Here is a 24644-nt window from a genome sequence, read left to right on the forward strand (position 1 = left end):
GCCAGCCTCGTGCGGCGGGCGGTCACGCCAGGCGCGCCCGGACGAGGGCGGCGATGGTCCGTCCTTCGGCACGCCCCTCCGCTCGCGCGGTCACCGCCTTGACGAGGCCGCCCATGTTCTTCATCGTGGCAGGGGCGCCCAGGGCGGCGATCTCCTCATCCACGAGAGCGGCGAGCTCCACGTCGGTGAGGGGCGCCGGGAGGTAAGCGGCGATGAACTCGGCCTCGGCGGACTCCTTGTCCGCCAGGTCCTGACGACCGGCGGCCGCGTAGGTCTCGGCGGAGTCGCGGCGCTTGCGCATCTCCTTGGTCACGACGGCCAGTTCCTCGGCGTCGCTCAGCTCACGGGCGGTGTCGCCCGCCACCTCCTCCACCGTGAGCGCGGCCATCATCATCCGGATGTTGCTCTTGGCCGTCTCGTCCCGGGCGCGTAGCGCCGCCGCGAGATCTCGCTTCAACCGGTCCTTCGTCGCAGCCATGAAACTCCCCGTCCTGGTGTGTGGTCGTCCCCCATTGTGGCAGGGGGGCGCCCGGACGAACTGCCGGTAGGATGGTCGATCGTGGCTAACGATGATCTCTCCCAGCGGCTCTCCGACCTCGGGCGCTCCCTCGCCTCCATCGAGGCGGTGGCCGATGTCGAGAAACTGCGCGCCGAGATCGCGGTGCTCGAGGAGCAGGTGGCGGCGCCCGACCTCTGGGACGACCAGGAGAACGCGCAGCGCGTGACGTCGCAGCTCTCCGCCAAGCAGGGCGAGGTGGACCGGCTGGTCGGACTGCGCACCAGGCTCGACGACGCCGGTCTCATGCTCGAGATGGCGGAGGAGGAAGGGGACGCCGACGCCCGCGCCGAGGTCGTCAAGGAGCTGTCCACGCTCGGCCGCGACATCGAGGCGCTCGAGGTGCGGACGCTGCTGTCCGGCGAGTACGACCCGCGTGACGCCCTCATCACCATCCGCGCCGAGGCGGGCGGGGTGGACGCGGCCGACTTCGCCGAGATGCTCATGCGCATGTATCTGCGGTGGGCGGACCGCCACGGCTACCCGACGGAGATCTACGACACCTCCTACGCGGAGGAGGCCGGTCTGAAGTCGGTGACGTTCGCCGTGAAGGCCCCCTTCGCGTACGGGACGCTGTCGGTGGAGCAGGGCACGCACCGGCTCGTCCGCATCTCCCCGTTCGACAACCAGGGCCGGCGCCAGACGTCCTTCGCGGGCGTCGAGGTGCTGCCCGTGACGGAGGAGACCGACCACATCGACATCCCGGAGGCCGAGCTCCGCATCGACGTCTTCCGCTCCTCGGGTCCCGGCGGACAGTCGGTCAACACCACCGACTCGGCCGTCCGCATCACCCACCTGCCCACCGGCATCGTCGTCAGCTGCCAGAACGAGAAGTCGCAGCTGCAGAACAAGGCGGCGGCACTGCGCGTGCTCCAGTCCCGGCTCCTTGAACGCGCCCGGCAGGAGCGCGAGAAGGAGCTCAACGCGCTCAAGGGCGACGGCGGAAACAGCTGGGGCGCGCAGATGCGGTCCTACGTCATGAACCCGTACCAGATGGTCAAGGACCTGCGCACCGACCACGAGGTGGGCAACCCCGAGGCCGTGTTCGACGGCGACATCGACGGCTTCATCGACGCCGGCATCCGCTGGCGGAAGAAGGCGGAACTGGCCGGGTGACGCCGCGTGTCGGGCTGGAGGCCTTGACACGGTCGCGTAGACTCTCCACGACAACTGAGAGTTTCTCAGGTTCTTCCCCAACCGTCGGAGTAAGTGCGTGATCACGTTCGAGGACGTCACCAAGTTCTATCCAGGGCAGGAGCGCGCCGCGCTGCGCAACATCAACCTGGAGATCGGCCGCGGTGAGTTCGTGTTCCTCGTCGGCCAGTCCGGTTCCGGGAAGACGACGTTCATCCGCCTGATCCTGCGCGAGTACCGGCCCACGAAGGGCACCCTGTACGTCGCCGGCAAGAACCTCAGCACCATGAACCAGTGGAAGGTGCCGGCCCTGCGCCGGCAGATCGGCACCGTGTTCCAGGACTTCCGGCTGCTGCCGGGCAAGACCGTCTACGAGAACGTGGCCTTCGCCCTGCAGGTGATCGGCCGGCCCGCCCGCGAGATCCGGCGCATCGTGCCGGAGACCCTGGACCTCGTCGGACTCACGGGGAAGGCGGATCGCCCCTCGGAGGAGCTCTCCGGCGGCGAGCAGCAGCGGGTGGCGATCGCCCGCGCGTTCGTCAACCGCCCAAAGATCCTCATCGCCGACGAGCCCACCGGAAACCTGGATCCGGAGACCTCCGTCGGCATCATGAAGCTGCTCGACCGGATCAACAAGGCCGACACCACCGTGATCATGGCCACCCACGACTCGTCCATCGTCGACCAGATGCGTCGCCGGGTCCTCGAGCTCCGTCAGGGAGAACTCGTGCGGGACCAGGCGAAGGGCGTCTACGGCACGGCGTAGGACAGGAGAACCACCACATGCGTCATTCCCTCCGCGAGACCTGGTCTGGGCTCAAGCGCAACCTCGCCATGACGATCGCCGTGATCGTCACCATGGGCGTGTCGCTGTCGCTGCTCGGGGCCGGGCTCCTCACGTCCATGGAAGTCGATCTCGCCAAGCGCAGCCTCTACGACAAAATCGAGATCTCCGTGTTCCTCTGCACCGAGCAGACGCAGGGCGGTCGCTGTGAGGCGGGCAAGGGCACCACCGACGCCCAACGCGAGCAGATCCAGCAGACCCTGGAGGCGAACCCGGAGGTCAGCGAGGTGGTCTACGAGTCGAAGCAGGCCGCCTTCGAGGAGTTCCAGCGCGTGTTCAAGGACTCCCCGGTCGTGGCGTCGCGCACGGCCGAGGACATGCAGGACTCGTTCCGCGTCCGCCTCGCCAACCCTGAGAACTACGCGGGCGTCGTCAGTGAGGCGGAGGGTCTGCAGGGCGTGCAGAACGTCCAGGACCTCCACACAGTCCTGGAGCCGATGTTCACCTGGCTGGGCGCGCTCCAGTGGGCGACGATCACCATGAGCGCGCTGCTGCTGCTGGCGGCGTCGCTGCAGATCGCCAACACCATCCGGATGGCGGCGTTCACGAGGCGCCGGGAGATCGGCATCATGCGGCTCGTCGGCGCCTCCAACCTCTACATCCTCCTGCCGTTCCTCCTCGAGTCGCTCGTGGCCGGCCTGGTGGGGATCATCCTGGCGGCCGTCGCCCTCACCGCGGGCTACTGGTTCGTCATCGTCCAGAACGCGGCAACCTCAATCACAGCTTTACCGTGGATTGGCTGGGGAGACCTTGTCACTGCAATTCTTGCCATAGCGGCCGTGGGTATCGCCTTGTCGATCGTGCCCACGCTGCTGGCGACCCGTAAGTACCTGCGCATCTAGTCAACGTTGAAGGAGGCACCAGCGTGAACCGGGATCTTCCCCCCAGGCCCGTCACCAGCCGCCCACTCACAGGCCGGTTCGCCCGTGGCATCGCCGCCACCGTCGCCGCCTTGTCCATGATCACCGCCTTCGGTGTGCCCGCCGAAGCCGACGAGCTCGATGACCGCAAGTCCCAGCTGCAGCAGGAGATGGCCGCGCAGAGCGACGCCGTCGAAGACGCCAACGCGGACCTCTCGGCAGCCGTCGGGCGGCACAACGAGGCCAAGGCGAACCTGGCGGCCGCCGAGGCGAAGCTGGCGAAGGCCGAGGCCGCCGAGCGCGACGCCCAGGCGCTGGACGAACTCCGCGCGGCGGAACTCGAGGCCGCCGAGATCGCGCTCGGAAAGGCCGAGGCCGACGTAGCCGCCGCCCTCGCCGCGCTGGAATCGGTCAACCGTCGCATCAACGAGGAGGTGCTGGTCACCACGCAGCAGAGCGACGGCCTCCTCAACCTGGCGCTGCTGTTCACCGACGTCACCACCAGCAACCTCAACCAGCGGGCGCAGCTGGCCCAGACCTTGTTCGATTCCTCCGCCAAGCAGCTGGACGAGCTAGAGATGCGGCGCCTGGCGCTCGAGGACGCACAGGCGGCCGCTGACGCCGCCCGCGACACGGCCGACGCCGCACGTCAGGCCGCGGCCGAGCAGCTCCGCGCCCGGCAGGCCGCCGTCGACGAGGCGGCCGCGTTGCGGACGGAGGTCGCGCTTCTGGTGGAGGAAGCCGCAGCCGCCCAGCAGGCAGCCCAGGGACAACTGGCGGCCGAGGAGGCGCGGCAGGCCGCGCTTCAGCAGGAGGCCGCCTCCGTGGAGGCGCGCATCCAGGCGCGGATCGCCGCCGCCAAGAAGGCCGCGGCCGAGAAAGCCGCACGGGAGAAGGCCGCCCGCGAGAAGGCAGCGCGCGACGCTGCCGCCAAGGCCCCCGCGGACAAGGCAGCAGCGGCCAAGGCGGCAGCCAGCACAAGCCGATCCACCAGCACCGTCTCGCGTCCCGCCGTTGCCGCGCCCACGTCCCGGTTCCTCATGCCCGTGGGTGCCCGCATCACCTCGCGTTACGGCATGCGCCTGCACCCGGTGCTCGGCTATTGGAAGCTCCACGACGGCACCGACTTCGGCGCGTCCTGTGGCACGCCCATCCGCGCCGCCGAGGACGGTGTGGTCAGCGAGCGCTACTACAACTCCGGCTACGGCAACCGCCTCATGATCGACCACGGTCTCCTCGACGGCGACTACGTCACCACCGGCTACAACCACGCGTCGCGGTACACCGTGCGCGTGGGTCAGCGCGTGTCCCGCGGCCAGGTCATCGGCTACGTCGGGAACACCGGCTACTCCACCGGGTGCCACCTGCACCTCATGGTGTGGGAGGACGGCTCGGTCGTGAATCCGCTGGCGAAGTGGTTCGGCTGACCCGTGCCATACTGGGCGAATGCCCAGGGAGACCGGACGCAGGCTGATCGCGCAGAACAAGAAGGCCAGGCACGACTACCACATCGGTGACGTGTACGAGGCCGGGCTGGTGCTCACCGGCACCGAGGTCAAGACGCTGCGCGCCGGGCGGGCCACGCTGCTAGACGCCTACGCCACCGTCGACGACAACGGCGAGGCCTGGCTGATCAACGCACACATCCCGGAGTACGAGTTCGGCACCTGGCGCAACCACTCAGCCCGACGGACCCGCAAGCTGCTGCTGCACCGCAAGGAGATCGCGAAGATCACCCGCGAGATGGGCAGCGCCGGGACGACGCTGGTTCCGCTCTCGATCTACTTCAACGACGGCTACGCGAAGGTCGAGATCGCGGTTGCGACGGGCAAGAAGGATTGGGACAAGCGCAGGACGATCGCCGAACGCGACGCCAAGCGCGAGGCCGAGCGGGCGCTGGCGAGCCGAAACCGCTACAACCGGGGATAGAACCGGGGTCCGGTCAGGGGACCGCCGGGTGGGTCCGGGGTGCGACGCGGAGGACAATGGAGACCATGACGTCGCATCCCATGAGCCCCCTCACCCAGGTCACCGACCAGCAGCGAGACCGTGCGGTGGCTCACCTCCAGGCCTGCTACGCGCAGGGCCTGCTCGACGAGGCCCAGCTGGACCGCCGCCTGGACCAGGCGCTGGCCGCCCGGGACCGCCTCGAACTCAATCGCTCGCTCGCCGGCCTGGCGCGCATCGCGCCCGCGCCGTTCCGCCCCCCGCGGCCGGGGAAGCCCGCGCCCGCGGCCAACGTCGCGGCCGGACTCACGCACCTGTCGGCGCTGTTCACCTCCTTCGTGGGTCCCGCGGTGGTCAAGGCCGTCTCCGCTCCCGGGTCGAGGGTCTGGTGGGAGGCGGCCCGCGCGCTCAGCCTCCAGATCACCATGCTGGTCGTCGGCGCGGTCGCCACCGTGCTGGGGATCTTGCTCGGCGTGGGGGAGCTCGTCGGCCTGGCCTGGCTGGCGTGGTTCGGCTTCACGATCGCCGCGGGCGTGCGCGCGTTCAACGGCTGCTCCGGCACCGGCAGCGCTCAGCGGTTCCTGCTGGCCCGGCCACAGGCGCCGCGCGGGGAACTGGGCGGTCCGCGCTACACTGGGTAGGTACAACTCAACAGGGGGGTGACTGGTTTCGACTTGGGACGGTAGTTCCAGGGGAAGCGGGTCGAGGATCCATGCTTATCTCGTTAACGACGCATGGAAACCAATAAGTGCCGAAAACAACCGCGCACAGTTCGCTCTCGCTGCCTGATCAGCGACCGAACGGTCAGCCCGGACGTGCCTTCCGTCCGGTGACTGGCCTCATTTAGAAGGCTTGCTGAGCCGCCTGGGTTTCAGGGGCGGTTCGGGACTTTACTGAAGCTGGGCTCGTTTGCGACATGCTGACGTGAGTGCAAGAGCCGAGTAGAACGATTAGTCAGCTGCACCCGGAGAAGCCCTGGTTCACCTCTCGAGGACGCGGGTTCAATTCCCGCCACCTCCACCCCCGGGGGGCCGACAGTTCGCTGACGGCCCCTTTCTCCTTGTCAGAGCCATGTTGCGCTGTGAGGAGGCGGCCACGGAGGAACTCCTCACTCATCGGTCGACCCCTGGAGGCACCCTCAGGACGCTAGTGAGAATGGACACTGGTATTCTCTCAACAGTGGTGCTAATGAGAATAGTCGGCTGTGATTCTCTCATTAGGAGGACGTGGAGCATATGGAGAACGGGGACGTCTGGCCGGGTGTCGGATACATCGAGGCGACGTGGCACGCCGACGATCCTGCTGCCAGCAGGCGCCAGCGTGCATTGAACCGGGGCACCTTCCGGTTTGCGGTTCCTGCGGTCATCGGCGACCTCGCACCACGCGTGGATCCGGCGCTGGCGGGCGAAGCGGACCAGGTCTGTGCAGACATCCGGGCGTTCGACGCCGAATCGGCGTCCTGGGGCGTCCCGTTCGCGTCGGTCCTGCTGCGCACCGAGTCCGCCTCGAGTTCGCAGATCGAGAACCTGACCGCCGGGGCGCGGGCGATCGCCCTGGCGTCGCTGGGCGGCAGGACCGGAGCCAACGCGGTGATGATCGCGGCCAACACCGACGCGATGCGGGCAGCGATCGAGCTGGCCGACAGGATCAGCCCGAACACGATCAGGGCAATGCATGAGCGTCTCAATGGTGGGGATGACCCGGCCAATGCCGGCAGGTTCCGCGACCAGAGCGTGTGGGTCGGGGGCCGGTCCCCGGTGACCGCCACGTTCGTGGCGCCCCCGCATGACCAGGTGGAGTCCGCGATCGGCGATCTGTGTGCGTTCGCGCGCCGTACCGATCTGCAGCCCATGGTGCAGGCAGCGGTCGCGCACGCTCAGTTCGAGACCATTCATCCGTTCACCGATGGCAACGGGAGAACCGGTCGGGCTCTCGTGTCGTCGATTCTTCGGCATCGTGGGGTGTCTCCGCGGATGACGGTGCCGATCTCGTCGGGCCTCCTGGCGGACACGGGCGAGTACTTCGCGGCGCTGACCGCTTACCGGCGCGGAGACCTGGTGCCCATCGTGGAGGCCTTCGTCGAGGCCAGTCGTCGGGCTATCGAGAATGCAAACATCCTGCGTTCTGACATCAACGATCTCCGCGACCGCATTCTGGCCACGGCTGACCGACGGACTGCGAATCTGATGAAGGTCGCGGATCTGTGTTCGGCCGAGCCGGCGCTCACCGCCGAGATGGTGGCCGATCTTGGAGTACCGGTGCCCAGCGTTTACCGAATCCTTGACCGTCTGGTCGCGACCGGGGTGTTACGTGTCGAGAAGCCCATTGGTGGCGTCAGGGTCTGGACCGTCCCAGGCCTGCTCTCGGCGCTTGACCGGTTCGCCGAACGGGCAGGACGACGAACGTTCAGCAGTGGCTGACGTGTTCGAATCGTGTCAACCCGTCTAGGTTTTGGACCTTGTCAGGACCGCATTCACAAGCCGCGCTGAGTTAAGTCACTAGTGGTGTAGCCCTGGTAGAAAACAGACCAGATCCACCGTTCATCTGACAGTCCCCCGCCATCACCTGCGGCGAAGCGTGAGGCCGGGGATTATCCCGAAAGCCCACCACACAACGGGACGCAATCTCTGAGCTGGTGCGGGGGCGCCGGCAGCCCGCGCCCCGTCGAGGACGGATGCGTCGTCGTTCCGGGCGGATAGAGTGGGTCTCGTGATGCACACGGGAGCGATCGCCGCCGGGCAGTTGCTCGTGGCCACGCAGCCCGGGCGTGGCGGCTACTTCGACCAGTCCGTCATCCTGCTGCTCGAACACAACCCTCAAGGCACCATCGGGGTCTGCCTGACGCGGCTGTCGGAGCTGCCGGTCTCGGGGGTGCACGAGGCCTTCCGCGACCACATGAGTCCGCCAGTGGCGCTGTTCGAGGGCGGCCCCGTCAATCCCGACGTGGTCGTTGCGCTCGGAGAGCCGGCCACGCCGACGGCCCCGCCACCAGGGTGGCAGGCCATCGCTCCGCACATCGGCGTCGTCGACCTCAACTTCCCCCCTGAGCTCGTCGGGTCGTCGTTCAACCAGCTGCGGCTGTTCGTCGGGCTGTCCGGATGGTCACCCGGACAGCTGGAGAACGAGCTGATCCGCGGATCGTGGTTCCGGACGACCGCGCACGCCGAAGACGTCTTCGGCACCCCCGAAGGTCTCTGGCGCCGGGTCCTGCGCCGCGTCGGTGGCGCGCCGGGCAGGTGGTCGACCTGGACCGACGAACCGGCGCTCAACTAGGCATTGGCCTGTCACGGCGTCGTGGCTGGCTACCATGGACGCGAACGCAAGAGGAGATCGGTGTGAGCGACCCGAGAGGTAAGGCGCGCATCCTCGTCGTCGACGATGACGCGGCGCTGTCGGAGATGTTGCAGATCGTGTTGAGGCAGGAAGGCTTCGACACGGTCCGCTGCTCCACGGGCGACGCCGCCGTCGCCGAGTTCAGGCAGGCGCGTCCCGATCTCGTGCTCCTCGACCTCATGCTGCCCGGCCGCGACGGTGTCGCGGTCTGCCGCGACATCCGCGCCGAATCCGGCGTGCCGATCGTCATGTTGACGGCCAAGTCCGACACCGCGGACGTCGTCGCGGGCCTCGAGGCCGGCGCGGACGACTACGTGGCGAAGCCGTTCAAGGCCAAAGAGCTGGTGGCCCGGATCCGCACCCGGCTGCGTCGCTCGCAGGAGGAATCGGGCGCCGACACTCTCACCATCGGGGACCTGACCATCTCCGTGTCCTCACACGCCGTGCGGCGCGGCGGCATGCAGCTGTCGCTGACGCCGCTGGAGTTCGATCTGCTGCTCGCGCTGGCCAAGCGGCCGTCACACGTCTTCACCCGCGAGGCGCTTCTCGACGAGGTCTGGGGCTACCGCAACTCGGCGGACACGCGGCTGGTCAACGTCCACGTGCAGCGGTTGAGATCGAAGGTGGAGAAGGATCCGGAACACCCCGAGATCGTCGTCACCGTGCGGGGAATCGGGTACCGGGCCGGTGAGCCGAGGGCGTAGGACCCAGGGCGGGGTGCGCCGACTGTGGTGGCGGTCGCTGCCGCTGCGGGTGCTCATCTCCACCCTGGGCCTGTCGATGCTCCTCATGGTCCTCGCTGGCGTCGTCCTGCTCCAGCAGGCGACGGCGGGCGTCGTGGCCGCCAAGAAGAGCGCGTCGCTCAACGAAGCGGCCGGCGTGTACGCGTTCATGCAGGCCCAGCTGCGCAGCCCGGAGAACCGGGGCGTCGCCGTCCACGAGGCGCTCAACCGCCTGGCCGACCTGGCAGACGCCCAGGCCGCCCAGTACCGCGTGGTCATCGAGGGCCCCACGTCACGCCTGGTGTCCACCGGCATCCGCTCCGAGTCCGTCCCCACCGATCTCGTCGAGCGCGTGGAGTCGTCGGAGGGGATGTTCGTGACGCCGACCCAGGTCGTCTTCACCGATCCCGGGGTGGCTCCCGAGCCCGGTTGGGCGATCGGCTCCGCGCTCGTGGGGGCGACGGGGGAGCGGTATCCCGTCTACTACATCTTCCCCATGACGACGGAGACCCAGACGCTGCGCGTCCTGCAGGGCGCCGTGGCCGGGACCGGTGTGGCTCTGGCGGCGGCTCTCGCCCTCGTCGCCTACCTGGTGACGCACCAGGTGGTGCGACCGGTGCGCCGGGCCAGTCAGACGGCGCTGCGGTTGGCGTCGGGGGAGTTGGGCGAGCGGATGGCCGTGCGCGGCACCGACGACCTGGCGAGCCTGGCGAAGTCCATGAACCGCATGGCGGCCCAGCTGCAGCAGCGGATCCGCGAGCTGGAGACCCTCTCGACGCTGCAGCAGCGGTTCGTCAGCGACGTGTCCCATGAGCTGCGCACGCCCCTGACCACCATCAGGATGGCCTCTGACATGATCCACGACTCCCGCTACGCGCTGGATCCGCTCACCGCCCGCTCCGCCGAGCTGATGCACAGCGAGATCGAGCGCTTCGACGCGATGCTCGCCGACCTGCTGGAGATCTCCCGGTTCGACGCGGGCGCCGCCGTGCTCACGCTCGAGGACATGGACGTCGCGGCGCTGGTCGAGTCGGAGGTCGCGGCCGCGCGGGCGATGGCTGAGGCAGCAGGGGTCCCCCTCAGCCTGCAGCGGCGCGGCCGGGACACCACCGCGATGGTCGACTCGCGTCGGATCCGCAGGATCCTGCGCAACCTCATCACCAACGCGATCGAGCACGCGGAGGGCAGGCCGGTGGATGTGGTGGTCGCGGCCGATGAGCACGCCGTCGCCGTCACGGTCCGCGACCACGGCGTGGGCTTCGAGGCCGAGCACGCCGCACGGGTGTTCGACCGGTTCTGGCGGGCCGATCCCAGCAGAACCCGGATCGTCGGTGGCTCCGGGCTCGGGTTGGCCATCTCCATGGAGGACGCCCGGCTGCACCGAGGCTGGCTCACGGCCTGGGGGAGGCCCGGCCGCGGCGCCCAGTTCCGGCTCACCGTGCCGCGCGATCCGGAGCACGATCTGTCCGCGTCGCCCCTGCCCGTCATCCCCCTCGACGACGATCAGCTGGAGGTCGGCAGATGAGACCGCTCGGAGCTCTGATCATGCTGCTGGTGCTGCTGTCCGCCGGATGCACCGGGATCCCCACGGCCGGCCCCATCGAGGAGGTGCCGGTCTCCACCCAGCCCCGCGGCATCGACATCGCCCCGCAGCCGCCCGAGGCAGGGGTGGCGCCCGCGCGACTCGTCGAGGGTTTCCTCCAGGCCATGGCCGCGCCGGAGGGTGACTACGCCGTCGCCCGCCAGTACCTGACCCCGGCCGCCGCCGAGGAGTGGGACCCCGCGTCGGCCACCGTCGTCGACGCCACCGTCACCGGCGACGGCGAGATGGCCTCGTTGACGGGCCAGCGGCTCGGCACGCTGGACCTGCACGGGCATTACACCGCCGCCGCCGCGCCGTTCGTGCACCAGTTCACGCTCACGGAGCTCGACGGGGAGTGGCGCATCGCGGCGCCACCACCCGGGCTGCTCCTCACCCGCTACATCTTCGAGCGCTACTACCAGCGGGTCACCCTGTACTACCTGGCCCGGGCCGGCGGGCACGTGGTGCCGGATCCGATCCACCTGCCGGAGACCAGCGTCACCCCGGAGGCGATCGTCGAGGCCCTCCTCGCGGGCCCGTCGCCTACTGTCGCCCAGGCGGTGTCGAACGCGCTGCCCAACGGAGTCAGGCTGGGGGCCGCCGGAGCCAGCCTCAACTCCGACGGCGTCGTCACTGTGGACCTGGCCGGCCTGTCCGAGCGGCTCGGCGACGACGCGCGCCGCAGGCTGGGTGCCCAACTCATGTGGTCGCTCACGGCCATCCCCCGCGCCACAGGGCTGGTGGTCACCAACGACGGGGTTCCGTTCATCCTGCCGGGGAGCCGTGCCGACGGGGTGCTCGAGCTCGCCGGGCAGCAGGGCTACCAGATCCTGTCCCGGGCCGCCTCGGTCGATCTCTTCGCCGTCGACGACGGCGCCCCGGGCCGGTTGACGGGCGACGGCCAGGTCGAGCGATGGCGCAACGTCGACCTGCCGGTCGCCGATATCGCGGTGTCCCTGGACGGCGAGGCCGCCATCATCGACGATTCCCGCACCGTGCTGGCCGTCGGCGCGCCCGGGTCCGAGCTCACCCGGGTGGAGACGGGCTACACGAACCTCAGATCGCCCAGTTTCTCTCTGGGGGTCCTCTGGTTGCTCGCCGACGGACCGTCCGGCCGCCCCGTGCTGCTGACGGTGGACCGGCAGCGCTCTGTCGAGCAGGTGTCCCTCGATCTGCCCGTGGGCCTGGAGGTCCTGGAGTTCGCGGTGTCACCGGCCCGGGCCAGGATCGCCCTCCTCGTCGGGTCAGACGACACCGGCCGGCTGGGCATGGCCCAGGTGTTGCCGACGACGCCCGTCACGGTCACGGGATGGGCGCCGCTGCCCATGGTGGACACGTCCGGGCAGTCGCTCACCGACGTCTCCGCGGTGGCCTGGCAGGCGGAGACCTCCCTCGCGGTCGCGGCCACCAGCGACGGGCTGCGCTCGGTCTACTCGGTCGAGATCGACGGCTCGCTCGTCGAGGAGCTCGGGCCGTTCTCCGGCGACGTCGCCGGGCTGACCGCCAACGCCCGCCTCGGAGGCGGGGCCATCGCCACCAGGACGGCTGCGGGGACGGTCTGGCGCTACGAGGCCCGCACCCGATGGACGCGACTCGCCGAGGACATCGCCGCCATCGCCTACGCCAGCTGAGGCTGTGGACAGTGGTGACCGGGCGAGGACGCCGCCCACCATGACGCCATGCACAGATTCATCGACGCTGCCGCCGACCTCCTCCTGGGTGCGGCCTGCCCCGGGTGCCGCGCGCCGGGGTGGGGCCTCTGCCGCGACTGCCTCGAGGCGCTGGAGGGTTCAGTCCGCCACCTCGACCGCGGCCTCGAGACACCCCTGACCGCGGCCTGCGCCTACCGACCGGTGCTCAACCACGTCGTGCCGCGCTACAAGGACGACGGAGCCCTCCATCTGGCCGGAATGTTGTCGGAGTTGCTCGCCCGCGCCGTCGCCGGCCTCTCGCCGCCGCACGGGACCATCCTCACGCCCGTCCCGTCCCGGCCATCGGCGGTGCGCGCCCGAGGCGACGACCACGCGCTCAGGCTGGCCCGGGGAGCCGCCCGTCGCCTCGGCCTGCCTACGGCGACGCTGCTGGTCCGCGCGGTTTCGGGTCGGGACCAGGAGGAACTCGGCCGTGAGGCCCGCGCGGCCAACCTGGCCGGGTCGATGGCGGGCCGCCCGAGCCCGCGGCCCGTCGTGGTCGTCGACGACGTCGTCACCACGGGCGCGTCGCTGCGCGAGGCGGTCCGGGCGCTGCGCGCCGCGGGCGTCGTCGTTGTGGGAGCGGCGGTCATCGCGGACGCCGACTATGCCTGAGGATCTCGTTTCGCTCCTGACAGGGTTGTTCGATGGGGGTAGCGTTGATTCATGGAGAAGCCGCAGGCCCGTTCAACGGGGACCCTGCGGCTTGTGCCATCCGTGCCCCGGAAGGCACCGGGCACGGCCGAGATGGGCCGACAGGCCCCACGACAGACGGAGGAACGATGGACATCGTCGTCACAGGTCGGCACTGCACGATCAATCCCGAGCTGAAGGAACTGGTCACCGAGCGGCTGGCCACTATCGAGCGATTGCGGGACAGGGTGATTCGCGTCGAGGTCGAGTTCCATGCCTCCGAGGGAACCAAGGACCCCTCAGACGCCGTCGAGGTGCAGCTGACGCTCCGCAGCCGCGGACCCGTCGTGCGGGCCGAGGCCCGCTCGAACGACAAGGTCCAGGCTTTCGAGACGGCCCTCGACCGACTCAAGAGCCAGCTGCGCAAGGCGGCCGACCGGCGCAAGACCCACCGTGGGCTCCGGGCCGCGGCCGTCCCGGACGTCGTCGCGACCCCCATGGAGGACGAGGGCCTCAACGGCGACGGCGTGGAGACACACTCCGTGGCAGGCCTGGTCGTGACGGGCGACGGCCCTCTCGTCGTGCGCGAGAAGGAGTTCAGCACGGCCCCGCTGACCCTCGCCCAGGCGCTGGACGAGATGGAACTGGTCGGGCACGACTTCTTCCTCTACCAGGACGCCGACACAGGGCGCCCGTCGGTGGTCTACCGGCGCAAGGCCTACAACTACGGCGTGATCCACCTGAACGTCTCCTGAGTCCGACACCGACGAGCAACCCCGTGCCCCGGCCCCCGGCCGGGGCACGGCGGTCTCCGCCCCTTTGCCGCTGGCGTTAGGATGGCCAGCGGTATCGCCGTGGACGTCGCGGTGGACGCGGAAGGTGAGGAACCTCTTCATGGGTGTCATGGATTTTCTGAGCGGCCTTGGTTCGGGAGCACAGCTGCGCAAGCTCCAGAAGGTGGCCGATCAGGTCAACTCCATCGAAGAGGACTTCCTGGCCATGTCGGACGCGGAGCTGCGGGGGGAGACCGACACCTTCCGGGCGCGCATCGCCGACGGCGAGTCTTTGGACCGCATCATGCCGGAGGCCTTCGCCGTCGTCCGCGAAGCGTCGGTGCGTGTGCTCGGCAAGCGGCACTTCGATGTGCAGCTCATGGGTGGGGCCGCGCTGCACTGGAGCAACATCGCCGAGATGAAGACCGGTGAGGGCAAGACGCTGGTCGGCACACTGCCGGCCTACCTCAACGCGTTGACCGGTGAGGGCGTCCACATCGTCACCACCAACGACTACCTTGCGAAGTACCAGTCCGAGCAGATGGGCCGCATCCACCACTTCCTGGGGCTCGAGGTCGGGGCGATCCTCGCGTCGATGACCCCCGAGCAGCGTCGCGCCGCCTACAACGCCGACATCACCTACGGCACCAACAACGAGTTCGGCTTCGACTATCTGCGAGACAACATGGCCCTGCGCCGCGACGACCTCGTCCAGCGCGGGCACCACTACGCCATCGTCGACGAGGTCGACTCCATCCTCATCGACGAGGCCCGCACCCCGCTCATCATCTCCGGCCCAGCCGAAGACACCCACGAGTGGTACCCGGTCTTCTCGAAGCTCGCGAAGACGCTGGTCCGCGACGTCGACTACGAAGTCGACGAGAAGAAGCGCACCATCGCCGTCCTCGCCCCCGGCATCGAGAAGGTCGAGGACCGTCTCGGCATCGACAATCTCTACGAGTCCGCCAACACCCCGCTCATCTCGTACCTCAACAACGCCATCAAGGCGAAGGAGTTGTTCAAGCGGGACAAGGACTACGTCATCGCCGGCGACGAGGTGCTCATCGTCGACGAGCACACCGGCCGCACCCTGGCGGGACGACGCTACAACGAAGGCCTGCACCAAGCCCTGGAGGCCAAGGAGGGCGTGCGGATCAAGGACGAGTACCAGACGCTCGCCACCATCACCCTGCAGAACTTCTTCCGCATGTACTCGAAGCTGGCCGGCATGACGGGTACGGCGAAGACGGAGGAGTCCGAGTTCCAGAAGATCTACGGCCTGGGCGTCATCCCGATCCCGACGAACCGCCCCATGATCCGCATCGACCAGCCCGACCTCATCTACCGGACGCAGGAGGCCAAGTACGAGGCCATCGTCAAGGACGTCGTCGAGCGCCACGAGGCGGGTCAGCCCGTGCTGATCGGCACGGCGTCGGTCGCCAAGTCCGAGCTCCTGTCCGGTCTCCTCAAGCGCGCCGGCGTGCGGCACGAGGTCCTCAACGCCAAGCATCACGAGCGGGAGGCCTCCATCGTCGCGGAGGCCGGTCGCAAGGGTGCCGTCACCGTGTCCACCAACATGGCGGGACGCGGCACCGACATCATGTTGGGTGGCAACCCCGAGTTCCTGGCCGACCTGCAGCTGCGCAAGGCGGGCCTCGACCCCCACGAGACGCCCGACGAGTACGAGGCCCGGTGGGGCGAGACCCTCACCGCCCTGGAGGAGCAGGTCCGGGCCGAGCACGACGAGGTCGTCGCGCTGGGAGGGCTCTACGTCGTCGGGTCAGAGCGGCACGAGTCCCGGCGCATCGACAACCAGCTGCGCGGCCGCTCGGGCCGCCAGGGCGACCCGGGTGAGAGCCGTTTCTACCTCTCCCTCAGCGACGACCTGATGCGGCTGTTCCGCCCCGAGCTGTTGGAGCGGGCGCTGCTCATGATGAAGGTTCCCGACGACGTGCCCATCGACATGAAGTCGGTGTCGAAGTCCATCGAGAGCGCGCAGAAGCAGGTCGAGGGCCAGAACTTCGAGATGCGCAAGAACGTCCTCAAGTACGACGACGTCCTCAACCGGCAGCGGCACGCCATCTACGGCGACCGTCGCCGCGTCCTGGACGGCGCCGACGTCTCCGAGCAACTGCGCGCGAACGTGCGCCGGGTCGTGGCCGATGTCGTGCGGGCCCACACGAGCGGCCTGCCGGAGGACTGGGACCTCGAGACGATGTTCACCGAACTGAAGACCCTGTACCCGGTGAGCGTCGACCCGGCCGTCGTCGACGAAGAACTGCCCGAGCAGCACGAGATGGTGGAGCTGTTCGTCGACGACGCACTGCGTGCCTACGACGCGCGGGAGGCCGAGCTCGGCGAGGCGACCATGCGCGAACTCGAGCGCCAGGTGCTCCTCACCGTCCTCGACCGCAAGTGGCGCGAGCATCTGTACGAGATGGACTACCTGCGCGAGGGCATCGGGCTGCGGGCCATGGCACAGCGCGATCCGCTGGTCGAGTACCAGCGGGAGGGCGGGGACATGTTCACCGCCATGATGGACGCCTTCATGGAGGAGGTCGTGGGCTTCCTGTTCAACCTGCAGGTCCAGGTGCGCCCGGCCGAGCCCGCGCTCGAGGTGGGCTTGGTCCGCGACGCCGAGGGCGCGCCCGTCCAGGTCCCCGCGCCGGACGTGCCCCTGGCCAAGGGCCTGGAGCGGCACGCCGACGCCCATCTCAACTACTCGGCACCCAACGAGACCGGCCAAGTCACCACGACGGCGGACGTGGCCGGCCCCGGCACTGAGAAGGTCGGGCGCAACCAGCCCTGCCCCTGCGGCTCGGGTCGCAAGTACAAGGTCTGCCACGGTCGCGCCAGCTAAGCCGCGACGGCACCGGGCGGGGTCAGCACCGTCAGGTGCGTGCAGCGCCAGGACCCGCGATGGACGTCCAGGCGCAGCACGCACGACAGCGCCCGCCCGTCGAGGTCGAGCGTCACGCTCGCCTCGACGGCCCGTTCGGTGGGCATCTGGGAGCGAACGCGGCGGATGGCCGCCCGTCGCAGATGTGGGTCTTCGACGTAGCGCGCCAGGCTGAGGAAGGCGTGGCCGCTCAGGTGCGGTCTGAGCTGATGCAGGGGCCGACGCCCCAGGATGGTCTCGACGACGGCGCCGGCCAGGGACAACGCCTGGCGCGGCGCGCGGACCGGCTGCGCCGGCGCTGGGCGGGACACGATGCTCACGGGTCTGGGGAGGCTCATGCCGTGGACGCTAGTGACGGGCGTCCGGGCTCCCCGCGCCCCCGCGTGGCCCAGACAACACCTGCCCCCGACCTGACAACACCTCCGGCGCTCCGGACAACACCCGCGCAGCGGCGGACAACAGCTCGGCCGGTCAGCCCCCGAACATCAGCGTGAGACCGCCGACGGTGAACACCACCATCACCGCCAGCAGCGGCACGTGCACGGCCACCCGCTGCTCCCCGGAGCGCAGCGCGATGTCGTGCGTCACGAGCACCCCCGCGACGTGCCCCGTCACGATGGTGAGCACCTGGGCGACGGCGATCGCGGTGGGATACGCGAAGAGCCCCGTGGCCGGCGCCGCCTCCGCGAGACCGAACAGGTCCCAGCCCTGGCCCAGCGGGTCGCTGAATCGGAAGAGCGTGCGCTGCCCGTCGAGGTAGAGCATCGTGCCGTAGTGGGCGAGCGCGTAGCCCGCCACCAGCGGGATGAGCCCCGGTGCCAGCTGATCGGGGCCGAGTCCGCGGTAGGGCCGGGTGCCGAGATGGAACAGGGCGCCGATGAGTGTGACCGCACCGAGGAGACCGGCGGTCGCGGCCAGCCAGCCGGCCCACCCCGCGAGGTCCTGCGTGGAACGGACCCACCAGGAGGTGTTGGAGAGGGCGTCAAACAGCGTGCCACCCAGGAGCACCGCTGCGAGGACCGCGAGGTGTCGCGGCGGATGCCAGGAGGCCAGGTTGCGCAGTGGGTTCACCAGCAGGAGAACGCCTCTGCGGGTGCGGGCCCAGGGGGAGACACGTGCGATGGCGGAGGCGTAGGCCTCGAACGGATCGGCGCGTGCGATCCACGTCTGGCCCCGGACCAGGACGCCGGCCACCACCCAGGCCACCCATGCCGCTGCGAAGCCCCGCAGGACGGGCAGCGTCGCACCGTCCGGCTGCACGAGCTCCAAGTACTGGAAGCCCAGCAGCGCAGCGGCTGCGGGAAGCCGCGAGCCGCCGGGCCGGCTCCCCGGCGGAGCCGTCGCCCCCGTGAACCTGAGGAGCAGCCGGAGCGGATTGGTGCGCCGGTAGACGCCGCCGAAGAGCAGCGAGACGGGGACGAGACCCACCCAGACCAGCACGTACACGAAGCCGAAGACGGGGTTGTCGATGCGGTCCTGCCCGAAGCTCAGTGCCAACGCCGCGACCAGCCACACCAGCCCCACGGCGATCCGGAGCGGCCGCGAGAACCACGGCGAGTCGACGACGCGGGTCAGCCGCGGCAGTTCGATCCCGGCCTGATCACGGAACCGCGGGGTGCGCCACGCGAACAGGGCGACCCAGAAGGTGACCACCAACGCGCCGGCGGCACCCGCCAGGACCAACTCGAACGGCAGCGGGAGATCCCCGCGTGAGGCGATGCCGTGGAGCGGGATCACCGCACGACCAGATCGAGCCAGACTGCGTCGGTCACGTGGGACTCCACCTCGTAGGTCCCCGCCATCGACGCGTCGAAGGTCACGTCCGTGGCGACACCGGCCGGAAGGTCGGCCTCGATCTCGTAGCCGTGCACGTGCACGCGGTCGTCGGTGGGGGTGGTGATGCGCAGGGTGACGGTCGCCCCGAGCGGCACGTCGACCGTCCGCGTGGCCGCAGGCGGGTCGGTCACCGTGAGGTCCACCGTCACGGGAGCCGCGTCCGGGGAGCCGCATCCGGCCAGCAGGAGCAGCGGCGGCAGCAACAGAAGTCCGAGCGTGCGCATCATGTCGCGGTCGAACCTACTCCGATTCCCGCCCTGCTGCATCTAGGCTGGTCGGGTGGAGCGACAACTGGTGTTCATCCCGATCGCGGCCGACGACATGGGCGCGCTCGACGGGTCGACGACGCTGAGGGAGCGTCCGGCGCACACCGTCACGCCCGAACTCCTCGCCGAGCTCGGCTACTCCGAGCGGGAGGCCGAGGACGCCGAGCACGCGGCGATGGTGCTGGCGTCGGTGGCGGGCCTCGCCCGTCACGGGACCCGGCTGGTGATCGTCGCCGAGGTCGACCCGTCGACGGTGCGGCCCGGTGAGGATTCCGCGAACGGCGAGGTCGTGGTGGAGGTGTGTCCGACGCGGTCGATCACGGCGTGGTTCGCCGACGAGCCCGGCGCGGATGTTGGCGCCGCCGCGGCCGCGGCGCGGGGCCTGAGCATCGACGAGGCGTGGGAACTGCCGGAGGTGCAGGACCTGCTGCAGCGTCAGGATCTGCTGTGGAACGACGTCGTCGAGTACCGACGCGCAACCGGAGGAGGGGCGTGACATGCCACGATCGATCTGGAAGGGAGCGCTGTCCTTCGGCCTGGTGACGATCCCGGTGAAGGTCTACGGCGCCACGGAGGACAAGGACGTCTCGTTCCGGCAGGTGCACGCCGAGGACGGGGGCCGGGTCAGGCAGCAGCGGATCTGCGAGAAGTGCGGCCAGGTGGTGTCCTACTCGGATCTCGCGAAGGGGTACGAATCGGCGGACGGCAGGATGGCCATCCTCACCGACGAGGATTTCGCGAACCTGCCCCTCAGCACGCTCAAGACCGTCGACGTGGTCCAGTTCGTGGCCGAGCACGAGGTGGATCCGACGTTCTTCCAGCGCACCTACTTCCTCGAACCGGAGGCCACCGGCCAGAAGCCCTACGTGCTGCTTCGCGACGCACTGGCGAAGGAGGACAAGGTGGCGGTGGTCAAGGTGGCGCTGCGGCAGCGAGAATCGTTGGCGCTGATCCGCCCCAAGGACGACCTGCTCCTGCTGCACACCATGTACTGGCCGGACGAACTCCGCGACGGAGACTTCGCCGCGCCGTCGTCGGAGGTCAAGATCTCCGACGCGGAGCTGGAGATGGCCAAGCTCCTCATCGCGCAGCTCGAGGGGACGTTCGACCCCGAGGCGTACGCCGACTCCTACCGCGAGGCCCTGCTCGAGGTCGTCGAGGCGAAGCTCGCGGGCACCGAGGCCCCGACGCCGTCGGAGTCCTCAGCCCCCGTCGGCGATGTCGTCGACCTGATGGCCGCGCTCAAGGCCTCCGTCGAGGCTGCCAAGGCGCGGCGCGAGGCCGCCGGGCAGGCCGCGGCCAGCTAGCGGCCGAGCCACTCGGCGGCCCGACGCTCCAGGCCCGCGAACGCCTCGCGGATGAACGGCTCGATGTTGGCCTCGACCTTCTTGCCGACCAGGGGGATGCGGACGCGCAGGTCGCCGGTGTAGGAGCCGCGGGTGGTGGCGCCCTCCGGGGTGAGGAGCGCGTCGGCGTTGACGTCGATGGGGAGTCCGGGGACGTCGACGTCGACGGTGCCCCGCACGCTGCCGTCGGCCGCCGGAGCGCCGAACCGGAAGACCTGGGTCAGCGACACGGCCTGGCCGACGAAGGCGGTGAGGTTGCCGGGCACGGGCAGCTTCATCTCGAGCCGCGTGGCGTCCGGCTCGATGCTCACCTCGTGCGTGATGGCACCGGCGTGCCGAGCCACGTCGTCGATGAACTCCCTGGTGCGCAGCAAGGCCACGACCGCGGCGGGCTCGGCGGGGTACTGGTGCGTGTACGCGAAATCCATGACCGCCAGCGTAGCCGCCCCCACCGGGACCCTAGGATGACCGCATGAAGATCGACCTGCACACCCATTCCAGGGTCAGTGACGGGACCGATACCCCGACGAGCCTGGTCATGAAGGCGCACGCGGCCGGACTCGACGTCATCGCGCTGACCGACCACGACACCTTCGGCGGCGTTGCCGAAGCGCAGGAGGCCGGCAAACGCATCGGGGTCAAGGTCCTGAGCGGCATCGAGATCTCGACGGAGCAGACGGGGTCGTCGGTCCACCTGCTGGGCTATGGATGCGACCCGTTCGACCGCGACCTCAACGCCGAGCTCGTCCGGATCCGGGTCGGTCGCACCGAGCGACTCCCGGCCATGGTGGCGCGCCTCACGGCGGCCGGGATGCCGCTGACGGTGGACGAGGTGATGGCGGCCGCCAACGGTGCCCCCGCCATCGGTCGGCCCCACGTCGCCGACGCCATGGTGGCCAAGGGTTATGTGCGCGACCGCGACGAGGCCTTCGCGCTGTGGATCGCGGAGGGCAGGCCCGGCTATGTGCACCGGTACGCCTGCCAGCTCGAGCGGGCCATCGACCTCGTGCACGCCGCGAAGGGGGTCGCAGTCCTCGCACATCCCTGGGGCCGCGAGGGCAGGGCCGTGTTGACGGCGCCCTACATCGAGTCGCTCGTCCGGGACCACGGACTCGAGGGGATCGAGGTCGAGCACCCGGATCACGACGACGAGACGCGATCGCTGCTGTTCGAGATGGGCGCCCGGCTCGGGCTGATCAGGACCGGGTCGAGCGATTATCACGGGCTCGGGAAGAAGCGCAATCCGCTGGCCGTCAACCTCACCCGCGCGTCCGCCTACCGCGACCTGGTGGCGCGGATCCGGCGTCGAGGCGGCGTCGTCTAGGGCGCTAGGCTGGGCGGACCCAGTCGGATCGACCCTAGGCAGGTTTCCACCCATGTCGCACGACGACACCTTCGACCCCGAGGCCACCCTCACGCGCGCGACCGAACGCAGCCGGGAGATCGAGGCGCAGCTGCTGACGGATCCGGCGCGGTTCCGGATCCTCACGGGCGACCGGCCGACGGGGAACCTGCACATCGGCCACTACTTCGGCTCGCTGCAGAACCGGGTCCGGCTGGCCACGCTCGGCGTGGAGACCTTCGTCGTCATCGCGGACTACCAGGTCATCACGGACCGGGACGGGGTCGGCCCCATCCGTGAGCGGGTCTACTCCCTGCTCACCGACTACCTCGCCGTGGGCCTCGACCCGTCCGAGGTGACGATCTTCACCCACTCGCAGGTGCCCGCCCTGAACCAGCTGATGCTGCCGTTCCTGTCGATCGTCACGGACGCCGAGCTGCGGCGCAACCCGACGGTGAAGTCCGAGCTCGACGACACGGGCGACCGGCCGATGTCGGGCCTGATGCTGACCTATCCGGTCCATCAGGCGGCAGACATCCTGTTCTGCAAGGCGAACCTCGTCCCCGTCGGCAAGGATCAGCTGCCGCACCTCGAGCAGGCGCGTGTCATCGCCCGCCGGTTCGACGAGCGGTACGGCCGCGTCGACGACGACCGCCCCGTGTTCCCCGCCCCCCAGGCGCTGCTCAGCCGGTCCGGGACGGTGCTCGGTCTCGACGGCACCAAGATGTCCAAGTCCAAGGGCAACACCATCGAGCTGGGCATGACCGCGGACGAGACCGCCAAGCTGCTCAAGCGTGCGGTGACGGACTCGGACCGTCACATCACCTACGACCCGGTCAACCGGCCGGAGGTCTCGAACCTCGTCAACCTGGCCGCCCTCTGCCTCGACCGGGAGCCCGTCGACGTCGCCGAGGAGATCGGCGACGGGGGAGGCGGCGGCCTGAAGAAGCTGGTCACCGCCGCCGTCAACGACTACTTCGCGCCGATCCGGGCCCGCCGGGCCGAGCTCGCCGCAGACCCCGGCTACCTCGAGCAGGTCCTGGCGGACGGCAACCGTCGCGCGAACGAGGTCGCCGACGCCACCCTCGACGAGGTGCGCGGGGCCATGCGGATGGTCTACTGACCGGTCTCGGTGGCCGGGGCGCCCGGCTGGACCTCGACCCCGCCGCGGGTGCGGCGCCGCCGGCGCCGCGGCTTGCTCTCAACCTCGGGCGCCTTGTCAGCGGCGGGGTGATCCCCGGCAGGTTCGGTCGAGCGGCGCGTCCTGCGCCGCCGGCCTTCGGCCGGGGCGTGCTTGGCTTCGACGGCCTTCTCCCGCGCGGCGATCGCGCCGGGAAGACGACCCTTCGTGCCCTCGGGGATGTCGTGGTCCGCGTACAGGTGCGGTGACGACGAATAGGTCTCGGCCGGGGCAGGCATCCCGAGCTTCAACGCCTGGTCGATGAGCTTCCAGCGATGCAGATCGGACCAGTCGACGAAGGTGACGGCGACGCCGGAGTTCCCCGCACGCCCGGTGCGGCCGATGCGGTGCACGTAGGTGGCATCCGTGTCCGGGCACTCGTAGTTGATGACGTGGCTCACGCCGCTGATGTCGATGCCGCGGGCCGCGACGTCGGTCGCCACGAGCACGGAGATGGTGCCGGCGCGAAACTTCTTGAGGCTGCGCTCACGGGCCTGCTGGTTGAGGTCGCCGTGGATGGCGGCGGCGGCGAACCCGCGGTCGACCAGGTCGTCAGTGAGGCGCTGCGCGGCGCGCTTGGTCCGGCAGAACACCATGACCTTGGTGGTCTGGCGGCCCTGCAGGATGCGGGCGACCATCTCCGGCTTGTCGAGGTCGTGCGCCTGGTACACGTACTGGTCGATGTCCGGCACGGTCATCTGGGCGTCGTGGCCCTCGGCACGGATGTTGACGGGCCGGTTGAGCGTGGCGCGGGCGAGCGTGAGGATCGGGGCCGGCATCGTGGCGGAGAACAGCATGGTCTGCCGGTCCTGCGGCGTCTTGCGCAGCAGTCGTTCGATGTCGGGCAGGAACCCGAGGTCGAGCATCTCGTCGGCCTCGTCGAGGACCAGCACCTGGATCTGCGACAGGTCGAGCGCGCCGCGGTCGGCGAGGTCGAGCAGTCGCCCGGGCGTGCCGACGGCGATGTCGATGCCTGACTCGAGGGCGCCCAGCTGCTCGTCGTACCCGGTGCCGCCGTAGATGGTCAGTACGCGCATCTTCAGGTGCTTGCCGGCGACGTCGAGGTCGCGGCCGACCTGCAGGGCCAGCTCTCGGGTGGGGCACACGACCAGGGCGCGGGGGCGCCCGTGCGCGGGCTTCTCGCCGCCCGAGATGGTCACCATCCGGTGCAGGAGGCTGACGCCGAAGGCCAGCGTCTTGCCGGTGCCGGTCCGGGCCTGGCCGATGAGGTCGACGCCGGAGATGGCCAGCGGTACGGCCAGTGCCTGGATGGCGAAGGGATGGACGATGCCGACCTCCGCGAGGGCGGAGGTGATGGAGTCGTGAATGCCGAGGTCGGCGAAGGTGTCGTCGACCGGCTGCTCGTTGTCGCTCAGGGTTCTCCCCAATCTGGGACGAACTCACGGCGCGGTTGGCGCGCCGGAGGCGGGGCCATTGCTGCCCGCAGGCCACCAGCCTACCTCACGAGCGTCAGACCGCCCCGAAACCCACCGTCCGTGTGGTGGGGGAGCCGAGATCCAGGTACGCGATCCGAGCGCCGGGAATGAGGACCCGGCGGCCCTTCTCGTCGACGAGCTCGAACAGCGAGGCGTTCGCGACGGCGTCCCGCACGCGGTCGGCGATTTCGTCCGCCGGGACGGTGGTGTCGATGGTGACCTCGCGGGGCACGTCGGTGATGCCGATCTTGACTTCCATGGGAG

The 24644-nt window shown here is 69.6% G+C and carries 25 protein-coding genes and 1 other RNA gene; 19 read left to right on the forward strand and 7 right to left on the reverse strand.

From position 1 onward, the window contains the following. Positions 1-22: 22 nt before the first annotated feature. Positions 23-478 carry a GatB/YqeY domain-containing protein gene (locus tag ACFQPD_RS00075; RefSeq protein ID WP_068752086.1) on the reverse strand — a complete coding sequence of 152 codons (456 nt, stop codon included), beginning with the start codon at positions 476-478 and terminating at the stop codon, positions 23-25. Between the two features lie 81 nt (positions 479-559). Between ACFQPD_RS00075 and prfB the strand changes: the two genes are divergently transcribed. The 15 genes from prfB (at position 560) to secA (ending at position 16935) form a co-directional block, all read left to right on the forward strand. Continuing rightward, the gene (gene prfB, locus ACFQPD_RS00080; RefSeq protein ID WP_068752085.1) at positions 560-1672 is read left to right on the forward strand and encodes a peptide chain release factor 2; all 1113 of its coding nucleotides are present in this window, start codon (positions 560-562) and stop codon (positions 1670-1672) included. 97 nt (positions 1673-1769) lie between these two features. Then, positions 1770-2456: a cell division ATP-binding protein FtsE gene (gene ftsE / locus ACFQPD_RS00085; protein ID WP_068752084.1), complete on the forward strand. Its 687-nt coding sequence runs from the start codon at positions 1770-1772 to the stop codon at positions 2454-2456. A 17-nt stretch (positions 2457-2473) separates the two neighbouring features. Then, entirely contained in the window at positions 2474-3376 is a 903-nt protein-coding gene (gene ftsX, locus ACFQPD_RS00090) for a permease-like cell division protein FtsX (RefSeq protein ID WP_218058954.1), read from the forward strand. Between the two features lie 23 nt (positions 3377-3399). Next, on the forward strand, positions 3400-4821 hold the full coding sequence (locus ACFQPD_RS00095; protein ID WP_385897187.1) for a M23 family metallopeptidase: 1422 nt from the start codon (positions 3400-3402) through the stop codon (positions 4819-4821). 19 nt (positions 4822-4840) lie between these two features. Further along, on the forward strand, positions 4841-5323 hold the full coding sequence (gene smpB / locus ACFQPD_RS00100) for an SsrA-binding protein SmpB (RefSeq protein WP_353080630.1): 483 nt from the start codon (positions 4841-4843) through the stop codon (positions 5321-5323). A 65-nt stretch (positions 5324-5388) separates the two neighbouring features. Beyond that, on the forward strand, positions 5389-5982 hold the full coding sequence (locus tag ACFQPD_RS00105) for a DUF1707 and DUF4870 domain-containing protein (RefSeq protein WP_385897191.1): 594 nt from the start codon (positions 5389-5391) through the stop codon (positions 5980-5982). Positions 5983-5996: 14 nt separating this feature from the next. Beyond that, positions 5997-6364: a transfer-messenger RNA gene (ssrA, locus tag ACFQPD_RS00110) on the forward strand. 212 nt (positions 6365-6576) lie between these two features. Beyond that, entirely contained in the window at positions 6577-7761 is a 1185-nt protein-coding gene (locus ACFQPD_RS00115) for a Fic family protein (protein ID WP_385897193.1), read from the forward strand. A gap of 292 nt (positions 7762-8053) precedes the next feature. After that, on the forward strand, positions 8054-8614 hold the full coding sequence (locus ACFQPD_RS00120) for a YqgE/AlgH family protein (RefSeq protein WP_068752230.1): 561 nt from the start codon (positions 8054-8056) through the stop codon (positions 8612-8614). Positions 8615-8676: 62 nt separating this feature from the next. After that, positions 8677-9378 carry an MtrAB system response regulator MtrA gene (gene mtrA, locus ACFQPD_RS00125; protein WP_078919542.1) on the forward strand — a complete coding sequence of 234 codons (702 nt, stop codon included), beginning with the start codon at positions 8677-8679 and terminating at the stop codon, positions 9376-9378. 64 nt (positions 9379-9442) lie between these two features. Then, positions 9443-10921 carry an MtrAB system histidine kinase MtrB gene (mtrB, locus tag ACFQPD_RS00130; RefSeq protein ID WP_141680110.1) on the forward strand — a complete coding sequence of 493 codons (1479 nt, stop codon included), beginning with the start codon at positions 9443-9445 and terminating at the stop codon, positions 10919-10921. Then, positions 10918-12609, forward strand: a complete 1692-nt coding sequence (locus tag ACFQPD_RS00135) for a GerMN domain-containing protein (protein ID WP_385897198.1) — start codon at positions 10918-10920, stop codon at positions 12607-12609. Before mtrB ends, ACFQPD_RS00135 begins: the two co-directional genes overlap by 4 nt. 48 nt (positions 12610-12657) lie before the next feature. Continuing rightward, positions 12658-13284 carry a ComF family protein gene (locus ACFQPD_RS00140; protein WP_068752070.1) on the forward strand — a complete coding sequence of 209 codons (627 nt, stop codon included), beginning with the start codon at positions 12658-12660 and terminating at the stop codon, positions 13282-13284. A 167-nt stretch (positions 13285-13451) separates the two neighbouring features. Next, positions 13452-14057, forward strand: a complete 606-nt coding sequence (gene hpf, locus ACFQPD_RS00145) for a ribosome hibernation-promoting factor, HPF/YfiA family (RefSeq protein ID WP_385897200.1) — start codon at positions 13452-13454, stop codon at positions 14055-14057. A gap of 148 nt (positions 14058-14205) precedes the next feature. Then, a complete protein-coding gene (gene secA, locus ACFQPD_RS00150; RefSeq protein ID WP_385897203.1) occupies positions 14206-16935 on the forward strand; it encodes a preprotein translocase subunit SecA in 2730 nt (909 codons plus the stop codon). Here the strand turns inward: secA and ACFQPD_RS00155 are convergent. From ACFQPD_RS00155 to ACFQPD_RS00165, 3 genes are all read right to left on the reverse strand, one after another. Further along, positions 16932-17312, reverse strand: coding sequence for an Rv3235 family protein (locus ACFQPD_RS00155; RefSeq protein WP_385897205.1), 381 nt, complete (start codon positions 17310-17312; stop codon positions 16932-16934). The genes secA and ACFQPD_RS00155 overlap by 4 nt on opposite strands. A 133-nt stretch (positions 17313-17445) precedes the next feature. Continuing rightward, complete coding sequence (locus ACFQPD_RS00160; protein ID WP_385897208.1) at positions 17446-18711, reverse strand: hypothetical protein; 1266 nt, start codon at positions 18709-18711, stop codon at positions 17446-17448. Next, positions 18708-19037 (reverse strand): hypothetical protein, encoded by a 330-nt coding sequence (locus tag ACFQPD_RS00165; protein ID WP_353083188.1) that lies wholly within the window; start codon positions 19035-19037, stop codon positions 18708-18710. The genes ACFQPD_RS00160 and ACFQPD_RS00165 overlap by 4 nt, the downstream gene beginning before the upstream one ends. A gap of 52 nt (positions 19038-19089) precedes the next feature. On the opposite strand from ACFQPD_RS00165, the gene ACFQPD_RS00170 reads away from it, so the two are divergent. Continuing rightward, the gene (locus ACFQPD_RS00170) at positions 19090-19572 is read left to right on the forward strand and encodes a DUF6912 family protein (RefSeq protein WP_385897210.1); all 483 of its coding nucleotides are present in this window, start codon (positions 19090-19092) and stop codon (positions 19570-19572) included. Position 19573: 1 nt separating this feature from the next. Further along, on the forward strand, positions 19574-20383 hold the full coding sequence (locus ACFQPD_RS00175; RefSeq protein WP_385897212.1) for a Ku protein: 810 nt from the start codon (positions 19574-19576) through the stop codon (positions 20381-20383). On the opposite strand, the gene ACFQPD_RS00180 is transcribed toward ACFQPD_RS00175, so the two are convergent. Continuing rightward, a complete protein-coding gene (locus ACFQPD_RS00180; RefSeq protein WP_385897214.1) occupies positions 20380-20850 on the reverse strand; it encodes a DUF2505 domain-containing protein in 471 nt (156 codons plus the stop codon). The genes ACFQPD_RS00175 and ACFQPD_RS00180 overlap by 4 nt on opposite strands. A gap of 44 nt (positions 20851-20894) precedes the next feature. On the opposite strand from ACFQPD_RS00180, the gene ACFQPD_RS00185 reads away from it, so the two are divergent. Then, positions 20895-21746, forward strand: a complete 852-nt coding sequence (locus ACFQPD_RS00185; protein WP_068752063.1) for a PHP domain-containing protein — start codon at positions 20895-20897, stop codon at positions 21744-21746. Positions 21747-21798: 52 nt separating this feature from the next. Continuing rightward, positions 21799-22887, forward strand: a complete 1089-nt coding sequence (gene trpS / locus ACFQPD_RS00190; RefSeq protein ID WP_068752062.1) for a tryptophan--tRNA ligase — start codon at positions 21799-21801, stop codon at positions 22885-22887. On the opposite strand, the gene ACFQPD_RS00195 is transcribed toward trpS, so the two are convergent. Together ACFQPD_RS00195 and ACFQPD_RS00200 are read right to left on the reverse strand one after the other, a co-directional pair. Next, on the reverse strand, positions 22881-24332 hold the full coding sequence (locus ACFQPD_RS00195; RefSeq protein WP_385897215.1) for a DEAD/DEAH box helicase: 1452 nt from the start codon (positions 24330-24332) through the stop codon (positions 22881-22883). The genes trpS and ACFQPD_RS00195 overlap by 7 nt on opposite strands. Before the next feature lie 82 nt (positions 24333-24414). Then, entirely contained in the window at positions 24415-24639 is a 225-nt protein-coding gene (locus tag ACFQPD_RS00200) for a DUF3107 domain-containing protein (RefSeq protein WP_068752060.1), read from the reverse strand. Positions 24640-24644: the final 5 nt, after the last annotated feature.

The organism is Tessaracoccus sp. O5.2, from assembly GCF_964266725.1.
GTDB classification, from domain to species: Bacteria; Actinomycetota; Actinomycetes; order Propionibacteriales; family Propionibacteriaceae; genus Arachnia; species Arachnia lapidicapta.